8 protein-coding genes are annotated in these 10,336 nt (G+C 67.1%); 6 read left to right on the forward strand and 2 right to left on the reverse strand.

Features of this window, described 5'->3' with window-relative positions; all coding sequences use genetic code 11:
• The coding region (locus JO236_RS07320; RefSeq protein WP_293326758.1) for a nucleotidyltransferase family protein at nt 1-395 on the reverse strand (395 nt) is incomplete at its 3' end.
• Nucleotides 392-1,519: an XdhC family protein gene (locus JO236_RS07325; protein ID WP_293326760.1), complete on the reverse strand. Its 1,128-nt coding sequence runs from the start codon at nt 1,517-1,519 to the stop codon at nt 392-394. The genes JO236_RS07325 and JO236_RS07320, both read right to left, overlap by 4 nt.
• A 273-nt stretch (nt 1,520-1,792) precedes the next feature.
• On the opposite strand from JO236_RS07325, the gene JO236_RS07330 reads away from it, so the two are divergent.
• From JO236_RS07330 to JO236_RS07355, 6 genes are all read left to right on the forward strand, one after another.
• Complete coding sequence (locus JO236_RS07330) at nt 1,793-2,614, forward strand: FAD binding domain-containing protein (RefSeq protein ID WP_293326762.1); 822 nt, start codon at nt 1,793-1,795, stop codon at nt 2,612-2,614.
• Nucleotides 2,611-5,328, forward strand: coding sequence for a molybdopterin-dependent oxidoreductase (locus JO236_RS07335; protein WP_293326765.1), 2,718 nt, complete (start codon nt 2,611-2,613; stop codon nt 5,326-5,328). The genes JO236_RS07330 and JO236_RS07335 overlap by 4 nt, the downstream gene beginning before the upstream one ends.
• Before the next feature lie 13 nt (nt 5,329-5,341).
• Nucleotides 5,342-6,313, forward strand: a complete 972-nt coding sequence (locus tag JO236_RS07340) for an antibiotic biosynthesis monooxygenase (protein ID WP_293326768.1) — start codon at nt 5,342-5,344, stop codon at nt 6,311-6,313.
• Between the two features lie 68 nt (nt 6,314-6,381).
• Complete coding sequence (locus JO236_RS07345) at nt 6,382-7,476, forward strand: hypothetical protein (RefSeq protein WP_293326770.1); 1,095 nt, start codon at nt 6,382-6,384, stop codon at nt 7,474-7,476.
• 17 nt (nt 7,477-7,493) lie between these two features.
• The gene (locus tag JO236_RS07350) at nt 7,494-7,976 is read left to right on the forward strand and encodes a nucleoside deaminase (RefSeq protein WP_293326772.1); all 483 of its coding nucleotides are present in this window, start codon (nt 7,494-7,496) and stop codon (nt 7,974-7,976) included.
• Between the two features lie 158 nt (nt 7,977-8,134).
• Nucleotides 8,135-10,336: PE family protein (locus JO236_RS07355; RefSeq protein ID WP_293326774.1), on the forward strand; the 2,202-nt coding region annotated here is incomplete at its 3' end.

Genomic DNA, 10,336 nt, shown 5'->3' on the forward strand with positions numbered 1-10,336 from the left:
ACGGGATGACCCGGCCGCTCACCGAAATAGGCACGGGCCAGCCCGGCGCGGGATGCCAACGCGCGGTCGATGACTCGAGCGACCACCGCGGCTCCGACATCGGGGGTATCGATGACGTGCAGCGCGGCGAACTCGCCGTGCATGCGATCAGCCTGCGCCAGCCCCGCACGCACCGAAGCGCTCAATCCTTCGCTCCAATCCCGCGCAATGACCGTGGCGGCCCCGGGCGGAGCGGTCACCCCGGCGGCACCGAGCACCAGAACGACCTCGGCGCATCCGCCGTCCCGCAGAGCGCGCACCGCCAGGTCCAGCCAGCCGTCGACCAGTACTTTCGGCTTTCCATAGCGTCGCCCGGCGCCGGCGGCCAGCAGCACTCCGACGACGCGCGGGGTCATGGCGTCATGTCGTGGTGAATGCGGCCCTCGAGCTGCCTCAAGGGACGACCACCCCCGCCCCAACAGCGCGCGACGATCTCGGCCGCGATCGACACCGCGGTTTCCTCCGGGGTGCGGGCACCGAGGTCAAGGCCGATGGGGCTGGTCAGCCGACCCAATTCGGTCTCGGTCAGGCCGGCTCCGCGCAACCGGTCCAACCGGTCGTCGTGCGTGCGGCGCGACCCCATCGCGCCGATGTAACCTGCGGCGGGCAAACGCAGTGCCACCTGCAGTATCGGCACGTCAAACTTTGGATCGTGGGTGAGCACGCAGATGACGGTTCGGGCGTCGATGGCCCCCCGCGCGGCCTCCGCCTTCAGGTAGCGGTCGGGCCAGTCGACGACGACCTCGTCGGCGGCGGGGAAACGAGCCGGGGTCGCAAACACCCGACGGGCGTCGCAGACGGTGACCCGGTAGCCAAGAAAAGCGCCTTGGAATGCCAGCGCTGCGGCGAACTCAACCGCGCCGAAGATCAACATCCGAGGCTGAGGCGTGTGGCTCTGCACGAACACTTCCATGCCGGTATTCCGAGGTTGACCATGCGGCCCACTGGTCAGGACGGCTGTACTTCCCGCTGCCAGCAGGCCTCGGGCCGCAGTGGTGACGGCGGCATCGGCCCGCGCCGACCCGAGGGATCCGTCGACCGCGTCAGTCGTGATGATCATTCGGCGGCCCAACCAGCCCTGGTCGGGGTGTGCGATGACCGTGGCGACGGCTGTCAGGCGGTGGGCGGCGATGTTGTCGGTCACCGTCTGCAGCTGCGGAAAGGTGCCGCGGGACACCGGCTCGACGAAGACGTCGATGTTCCCGCCGCAGGTGAGACTTGCGGCGAAGGGGTCGTCGACGCTGACGCCGTAGCGCTGCAACTGGGGGCGACCAGTTCGCACCACCTCGGCAGCCAGCTCGTATACCGCAGCTTCAACGCAGCCGCCGGAAACCGACCCGGTGACCGCCCCGTCGGGAGCGACCACCATCGCCGCGCCCGACAGACGCGGCGCCGATCGCAGCGTGCGCACCACCGTAGCGACACCAGCGGTGCCGCCGGTTCGCCAAATCGGCATCAGCTCGGCCAGTACGTCACGCAACGCTTGCGACCTTTCGTCGGGCCCCGACCTATGTGGCGATGATGACACTTTCGTGTTTGCCGCGGTCGACTTTGAGGTGATTCTGGCTTGGCCGCCGAGCTCCCGACGCGGCGACGTGTGTCGCAGTACGGAAACCTCCCCGCATGCGGGAATTGCCATGTGGCCGCAGGGATCATTGCGGTGCGCCGGAAACATCCGAAACGCCTCCCGAATCGAGGCCGGCGTTTACAGTGGGTCTGCCCAGCTCCGCCAACGGGCCAATCGGGGGGCGCCGTGGACCTCAACACCGTCACTGAAGTGATCCGCCAACCCGCCGATCGGCCCGGTGCGAGCTGGCGGCCCGGCGATGCGTGGCTGGCCGGGGGCACTTGGTTGTTTTCAGAGCCGCAGCCCACCGTCCGCCGGTTGGTCGACCTCACCAAACTTGCGTGGCCCGCGCTGGTAACCGATGCCGGGGGCCTCGAGATCGCCGCGACCTGCACAGTCAGGGAACTGCACGAGTTTTGCCCGCCGGCAGGCTGGCTGGCCGGAGGCTTGTTGCGTAGCAGCTGTGAGGCTTTCCTGGCGTCGTTCAAGGTGTGGAATGCCGCGACGGTGGGCGGCAATATCTGCATGTCCCTGCCTGCCGGACCGATGATCACCATGACTGTGGCACTCGAGGCGACCTACCGCCTGTGGGCCGCGGACGGCACCGAACGACTGGTCGGGGCAAGGGATTTCGTCATCGGCGAGCACCAGAACGTGCTGCGGACGGGGGAAATCCTGCGTAGTGTCCACATCCCCGAACACGCCTTATGCAAGCGGTACACGCACCGGCGGTTCACTTTGACCAAGCTTGGCCGCTCGACGATTTTCATGGTCGCGACCCAGACGCCGGCCGCCGACGATCTGATGCTGACCATCACGGCGGGCACCACTTACCCGGTGGTTCTGTTGTTTGGCAACGTCCCCGATGCCGACACTTTGCAAGCGCACATCGATGCGATACCGCCGGAGGTCTGGTTCGCCGACGCCAACGGCACACCGGATCATCGTCGGCACCTGGCCAGGTACTACGCCGAAGAAATCCGAGTCGAACTCGCGGGCGTGGCATGAGCTACACCGTCAACGGCAAAACGTTCTCACAGCAACCGCGTCCGGGCCAGTGCCTGCGCACGTTCCTGCGGCACCTGGGCTGGCACGGGGTCAAGAAAGGTTGTGACGCAGGCGATTGCGGCGCGTGCACGGTTTGGCTCGACGGTAATCCCCTGCACAGCTGCATTACCCCGGCGTTCCGCGCCGACGGTCATCAGGTGACCACCATCGAGGGGCTCGGTTGCCCCGAGAACATGCACCCTGTGCAGCGGCAGTTTCGCGACTCCCCCGGTTTCCAGTGCGGGTTCTGCACTCCCGGCATGATCATGACTGCGGCAGCGTTGACCGACGAGCAAAAGAAGGATCTGCCGAATGCATTGAAAGGTAACCTGTGTCGCTGCACCGGGTATCGCGCGATCCAGGATGCAATCGATGGCGTGGCCGCGATCGAGGAGGCAGCATCCGGCCAGGCGATCGGCACGAGTGTGGGCGCGCCCGCGGGGACCGAGGTGGTAACGGGGCGCGCCGAGTACACGATGGATACCGACCAATCGGACATGCTGCATCTCAAGGTGCTGCACTCACCTCATGCGCATGCGCGCATCGTCTCGATCGACAAGTCGGCGGCGCTGGCCGTACCCGGAGTGCACCGCGTGTACACGTGGGAAGACGTGCCCCGCAAGCTGTTCAGCACCGCGATCCACACGGATCATCTCGTCGACCCCGACGATACGTACATCTTGGACGACGTCGTGCGTTTTGTCGGCCAGCGCGTGGTTGCGGTACTGGCCGACAGCATCGGCGCTGCCGAAGAGGGCTGCCGCAAGGTGGTCGTCGAGTACGAGGTGTTGCCCGCGGTGTTCGATCCCGAACAGGCGATGGAGTTTGGTGCGCCGCAACTGCATGGAACCGACGACCCGTTCATCCAAGATCCGGTGCACAATATCCTGGTTCAGCTACATGGTGAAATCGGTGACGTTGCACAGGGTTTCGCCCAGGCCGATGTCATCCACGAAGGCACCTACTTCTCACCGCGAGTACAGCACGCACATCTGGAGACACACGGGTCGATCGCCTGGATGGAAGAACGCCGGCTGCACGTGCGGACCAGCTCGCAGTCCCCGTGGATCGCCAAGGGGAAGCTGGAACACCTATTCCACCTGCGCCCCGACCAAGTACGGGTGTTCTGCAAACGTGTCGGGGGCGGTTTCGGCGGCAAACAGGAGGTAATCAGCGAAGATCTGGTGGCGCTGGCCACGCTGGACACCGGACGCCCGACATGTTGGGAATACACCCGCGAAGAGGAATTCACCACGGCCTCCCCGAGACATCCGATGAAGATCACCGTGAAACTAGGGGCCCGCGCAGACGGCACGCTGACCGCGATCCAGTTCCGCAACGTCTCCAATACCGGTGCCTACGGCAACCACGGCGGCGAGACGTTGTTCGCCGGGGGTTCCGCACTTGCGATATACCGTTGTCCCAACAAGAAATTCGACGGGTATGCGGTGTACACCAACACAATGCCCAGTGGCGCGCTGCGTGGTTACGGCATGACTCAGCCGGTGTTCGCGGTGGAGTCGGCGATGCATGAGCTGGCGGTCGCGCTCGACATGGATCCATTGGATTTGCGCCGCCGCAACATCATTCGACCAGGTGAAGCGCTGGCGTCGATCCACGACGAGGCCGACGATGTAGAGTTCACCGAGGACACGTTGGCTGCGTGCATCGATCGTGTCGACGCCGCGCTGCGCTCCCGTCCCGACGGGCGGGTGTTTGGCGCCGACTGGTTGATCGGCACCGGCACGGCCAGCTCGATACACGAAACCGCGCCACCAACCGAACACATTTCCGTCGGACTGGCCACGCTCGGTGTCGATGGAATCTATGAGATCGCCGTAGGCACTGTGGAATTCGGTGAGGGGACATCGACCGCCCACGTCCAGATCGCCGCGGCCGAGCTGGGCACCACTCCGGCGCGGATCCGGCTCGTCCAGTCCGACACCGACCGCACCGGGTTCGACACCGGGGCATTCGCCAGCGCCGGACTGTTCGTCGCCGGCAACGCGGTTCAGCGAACCTCGATCGCGCTGCGCGACCGGATATTACGCTTCGCTTCCGCACACACCGGTGTGGATCTGGCATCCTGCACCATGGACGACGATGCTGTCCGATGCGGTGACGCCCGCGTTCCGCTGACCAAACTGGCAGCCGCCGCCGCAGACCGCGGGATACGGTTGACCGAATCGCGTAAGGCGTATGGCTCGCCGCGCAGCCTTGCCTGCAACACGCATGGCTTCCGTGTCGCGGTGCACCGCGTGACCGGTGAGATCCAGATTCTCTATAGCGTGCACGCCACCGATGCCGGGATGGTCATCAACCCGGCACAGGTTCGCGGTCAAATCGAAGGCGGTGTGACCCAAGGCCTCGGCTTCGTGCTGACCGAGCACCATCTCGTCGACGAGAACGGCGTCATGACCAATCCGACGCTGCGCAACTATCGCATCCCGACCTACGCCGACGCTCCGCGCACCGAGGTGATACTGGTCGACTCCACCGACTCGGCGGGTCCCTTGCGTTCCAAGGGAATCGCCGAGATGTGCATCAATCCGGTCGCGCCGGCGCTGGCCAACGCGGTGCACGACGCAACCGGGGTCCGATACCGCGAACTGCCGCTGACGCCCGACCGGATCTTTATGGCCCTGCAGTCACCCCGGCTGATCCCGACCCACTGAGGCCAGACATCCGATGACGTCCGAGAAACTTGCCAACAACTTCGCCACTGTCATCATTGGCGAAACGGTTCGACCTGACTGCGAAAAGGCGTTCGTTTCCTGGCAACAGGAATTGAACAGAGCGGCGTCGCATTATTCGGGATTCATTGCCGCAGAGATCAATGCGCCGACATCCGTGCAGCAACACTGGTCGGTGATCTACCGCTTTGACTCGATTCCGAATCTGCGGGCATGGCTCAACAGCGCCACGCGCCAGAACGGGCTGGAAGAACGGCGGCGCTATTGCGACGGCCCACCCACCCAGCAGATCGTCACGGGCGGCGCGCCGCCCCCCGATACCCTCGTCACGACCGTGGTGACCCATCGAGTGCCGCCTGAGCACGTCGACGATTTCCTTCGTTGGCAGGAGCGGCTTCGGCTGGCGGAGAACAACTTTCCGGGATACCGAGGTTCTGAGATTTTCCGGCCGGTCGAGGGCGTGCAGGAGGAGTGGACAACCCTCTACCGCTACGACAGCGCGGCCGACTTGGATCGGTGGCTGACGTCGAGCGAACGCCAGCAGCTGCTCGATGAGGGGAAGGAGTTCAGCGACTTTCGGTTGCGTACTATCGACAACTCGTTCGGCAACTGGTTCACGTTCGAAGCAGACGGTGGTCAGGCAAAGGCCCCGTCGGACGTGAAGACGGTGATTGCGGTGTGGGTCGGTTTGTATCCGACGGTGATGCTGCTCGCCTTGGTGACGTCACCGGCGAAACTGCCGGTGTGGCTGGACAGGCTGTTCTCGAACTTGTTTTCCAGCTTCGTCATGACCTTCGTCACGATGCCGTTCTACGTGAATCCGTTGCTCAAACGCTGGCTGCACCCGGCCCCCGGTGCGCCGAAGGCGGCGACCAATATCCGCACTGCCATGGTGATCGCCGCGCTGATGGTGTTCTGGGCAGTGCTGTTCTGGCTGCTGACCACGGTGTTTTGGAAGCTGCTGTGACCCGGCTGTCGGATCAGGAGTGACTCAGCTCGTGAAACTTCACTCGCTCAGGAAGATAAGAAAAGGACGTGACCAACATGGCTGAACTCAAGGAAAGCGCAGTCCCGGATTTCATGCGCCCCGTCGTCGCCGACGAGCCGGCGGCGAGCCCGCGGGTGGTGGCCGAGGACGCGGTGCTGGCACTCAACGCATCCATGCTGCAGTTGTATGACGCGTCGTTGGTGAAGTTCCTGCAGAATATGCGTGATCAGGTGCCAATCCTGTTGGCGTTATTCAGTGGTCAGGGCGGACAGATGATCCTTTACCGTCCCGGTCAACCTCCGGAGTTCGCCCCGCCCGTCCCGATCATCTACCAGATCGGTAAGTCGGTGGGTCACAGCTCGATGGCAATATATGAGGTCGTGGCGCCATATCTGTCCAATGCGTACGCGAATCAATTGTGGCGGGCACCGCTGGCGATGTATCGGACGCAGAACCAGTCGGCCCTGGAAAGCCTTGACGCGCTTGATGTTCCAGACGATGTTCGCTCCACGCTGCGTGGCGTTTTGGAACTCAACCTGGCCTTCATGGAAGAGTGCTTGACCAAGGGTGGCTACAGCTACGCCGAGGTCGAAGAGTACCTGCGTGCCACTACTCCGTTGTCGTTCAAGTTGATTGGCGTCAGCTCCGGCGCTCAGGTGGGTCATTGGATGAAGGTGGTTGAGGATTGGAAGGACGAGTTAGGTGCGTCCTGGGAGCGCACGTATGCGGTCAGTAACTCGCTCTACGTTGCGCGACGCAACAACATCCTCTTCAGCGTCCTGGTTCAGTTCATGGGCACCGAGACGATGGGTGATCGGTTGTTGCTGATCGAAACGCCGGAGTTCGAGACAACTCCCGAGAAGATGCTGGAGGTGCTCGGCCGCATCGTCGCCGACCGCTCGCTAGGTTCCGTCTTCTTCCGCGATCACTTCCTCATGGACGTCGAACTTCTCGGCGGCGGGGGCCGTGCGGCAATCGAGCGCGAGATGGCCAACAGGGGCCGGGAAGCGTTGCTGCCTCCCCTGGTGCCGTTCCGATCCAACGACTGGCCCTGGACGACCGACTCGGCGAAAGGAACGGGGCCGGCGCGGCTGGAGGACGTCGCTTTCGGCTGTCCAGTCCAGCCAGAACCGGTCAGCTGAAACAGGATTCGAATCCCATGGATTTCGCACAGCGCGCCATCGAGATCGCTCGCATCAGTGTCGCCGAGGGCGGCCTGCCGTTCGGGACCGTCATCGTCAAGGACGGCGAGATCCTTGCCGAGGGCAAGAATCTCGTCCCTGAGACCCACGATCCGCTCGACCATGCGGAGATTCGCGCCATCCGCGAGGCATGCCGCAAGCTTGGTACCGAGTACCTCACCGGATGCACCGTCTATGCCATCGCCCATCCGTGCCCGATGTGCCTGGGGGCGTTATACCACTGCGCGCCAGACGAAGTGGTCTTCATGGCCACCCGCGAGGCGACCGGGCCGTACATGTCAGGCGGCAAGGACAAATACATCGATCCGAGCAGCTTCTACAGTGAGTTCGCAAAGCCATGGGACCAGCGACGTCTGCCCATGCGTTATGAGCCGCACGACGACGCTATCGAGGTCTACAAGCTTTTTCGCGAACGCAACAACGGCGATCACGTGTCCTGACGGTCGCTCGGCGCTCCGCGCTGGTCAGATGTGACCGCGAGCCGGACCTGCGCGCGCACTCACAGCAGATCGCTAAAAACAACTCAGCCAGCCGATAACAACGCACACAAGCATGACAACAACCGTCGTCGGGTTGTCGTTGTGTTCGGAGGTGCCGAATGTCGTTTGTTATCGCGAGCCCGGAAACGTTGGTGGGGGCGGCGGCGGATTTAGCGAATGTCGGTTCGGCGATCAGCGCGGTCAATGCGGCCGCGGCGGCTCCGACCACTAATGTGCTGGCCGCAGCGCAGGACGAAGTGTCGGTGCAGATTGCGGCGTTGTTCGGCGCGCATGCCCAGGAATACCAGGCGATCAGCGCACAGGCCGCGGCGTTTCACGACCAGTTCGTGCAGGCGTTGACCTCGGGGGGGCTGACGTATGCCGCGACCGAGGCCGCCAACGCGTCACCGCTGCAGATCCTGGAACAGGGCGTGCTGGGTGTAATCAACGCACCCACCGAGGCGTTGCTGGGGCGCCCGCTGATCGGCGACGGCGCAGATGGCGCGGCGGGCACCGGGGCGGCCGGCGGGGACGGCGGGCTCTTATACGGCAACGGCGGCAGTGGTGGGTCCGGGGCGCCGGGGCAGGGCGGTGGCGCCGGCGGGAACGCCGGTCTGTTCGGCAATGGCGGCCTCGGCGGGGCCGGCGGGGCCGCGCTTTCGGGCTCCGGCGGGAACGGCGGGGCGGGCGGTGCCGGTGGGCTGCTGGGTGGCTTCGGCGGGTCCGGCGGGAACGGCGGAACTGGCGCGCCCAACGCGACCGGCATCGGCGGGGCGGGCGGAGCCGGCGGGGCCGGCGGTGCAGACGGGGCGCTGCTGGGCTGGGCCGGCGGAGCCGGCGGGATTGGCGGGGCCGGCGGGAACGGTGGCGCGGGCACCGCGGGCATTGCGGGCGGCGGAGCCATCGGCGGGGCCGGCGGGTCCGGCTTTGCGGGCGGGGCGGGCGGGGCGGGCGGAGCCGGCGGCGCCAGCCACGGACTGTTCGGCACCGGAGGCACCGGCGGCAACGGCGGTGCCGGTGGCCTGGGCGGGGGCGGCGGGTCCGGCGGCACCGGTGTGGGCCACAACGTGGCGGGCGGCAACGGGGGTAACGGTGGCGCCGGCGGCGACGGCGGCACGTCCGGCAGCGGCGGCGGCGCAGGATTGTTCGGGACCACAGGCCACGCGGGCATCGCGGGCAACGGCGGTGACGGCGGTCAGGCCGGCGCCGGCGGCGACGGCAGTGACCAGGGCGCCGCGGCCACCATCGGCAACACCGGCGGCGCCGGCTTCGCGGGCGGGGCCGGTGGGCAGGGTGGCGCGGGCGGCAGCTCCGGTGCCGGCGGCGCCAACGGCAGCGGCGGCGCGGGCGGCAACGGCGGCAACGGCGGGCACGGCGGCACCGGCTACGCCGACGACGGCACCAACGACGCCACCACCGGCGGCACCGGCGGGGCCGGCGGCGCGGCCGGTGCGGGTGGGGCGGTCGGCACCGGCGGCAGTGGCGGCACCGCGGGCGCCGCGGGCAACGGCGGTCAGGGCGGCCAGGGTGGCACCGGCGGGAACGGCCACCAGGGCACCACGGGCAGCATCGGCAATACCGGGGTCACCGGCGGCACGGGCGGGGACGGCGGGCAGGGTGGCGCGGGCGGCAACTCCGGCAACGGCGGCCGCAACGGCAGCGGCGGTGCGGGCGGCACCGGCGGCAACGGCGGCCAGGGCGGCACCGGCTACGCCGACGACGGCACCAACGACGCCACCGTCGGCGGCACCGGTGGGGCCGGCGGCGCGGCGGGTACGGGCGGTGCGATCGGCACCGGCGGCACCGGCGGCACCGCGGGCCCCGCGGGCAACGGCGGTCAGGGCGGGCAGGGCGGCACCGGCGGGGCCGGCCACCAGGGCACCACGGGCAGCATCGGCAATCCCGGTGGCACCGGCGGCACGGGCGGGGACGGCGGACAGGGTGGTGCCGGGGGCGCTGGCAACGGCGGCACCAACGGCGACGGTGGCGCAGGCGGCACCGGCGGGGGCGGGGGACACGGTGGCGCCGGCTACGCCGACGACGGCACCAACGACGCCACCGCCGGCGGCACCGGCGGTGATGGTGGACAGGGCGGCACCGGTGCGGCCGCCGGTACCGGCGGCAGCGGCGGCACCGCGGGTGCGGCAGGCAACGGCGGGGCGGGCGGCACCGGCGGCACCGGCGGCAAAGCCGGCGCCGGGCACAACGGCGGAGCGGGCGGCGACGGAGGCACCGGCGGGGACGGCGCCCCAGGCGATACCGGGACCATCGGAAATACCGGCGCCACCGGCGGCACGGGCGGGGACGGCGGACAAGGTGGC

Source organism: Mycobacterium sp. (assembly GCF_019247635.1).
GTDB lineage: Bacteria > Actinomycetota > Actinomycetes > Mycobacteriales > Mycobacteriaceae > Mycobacterium.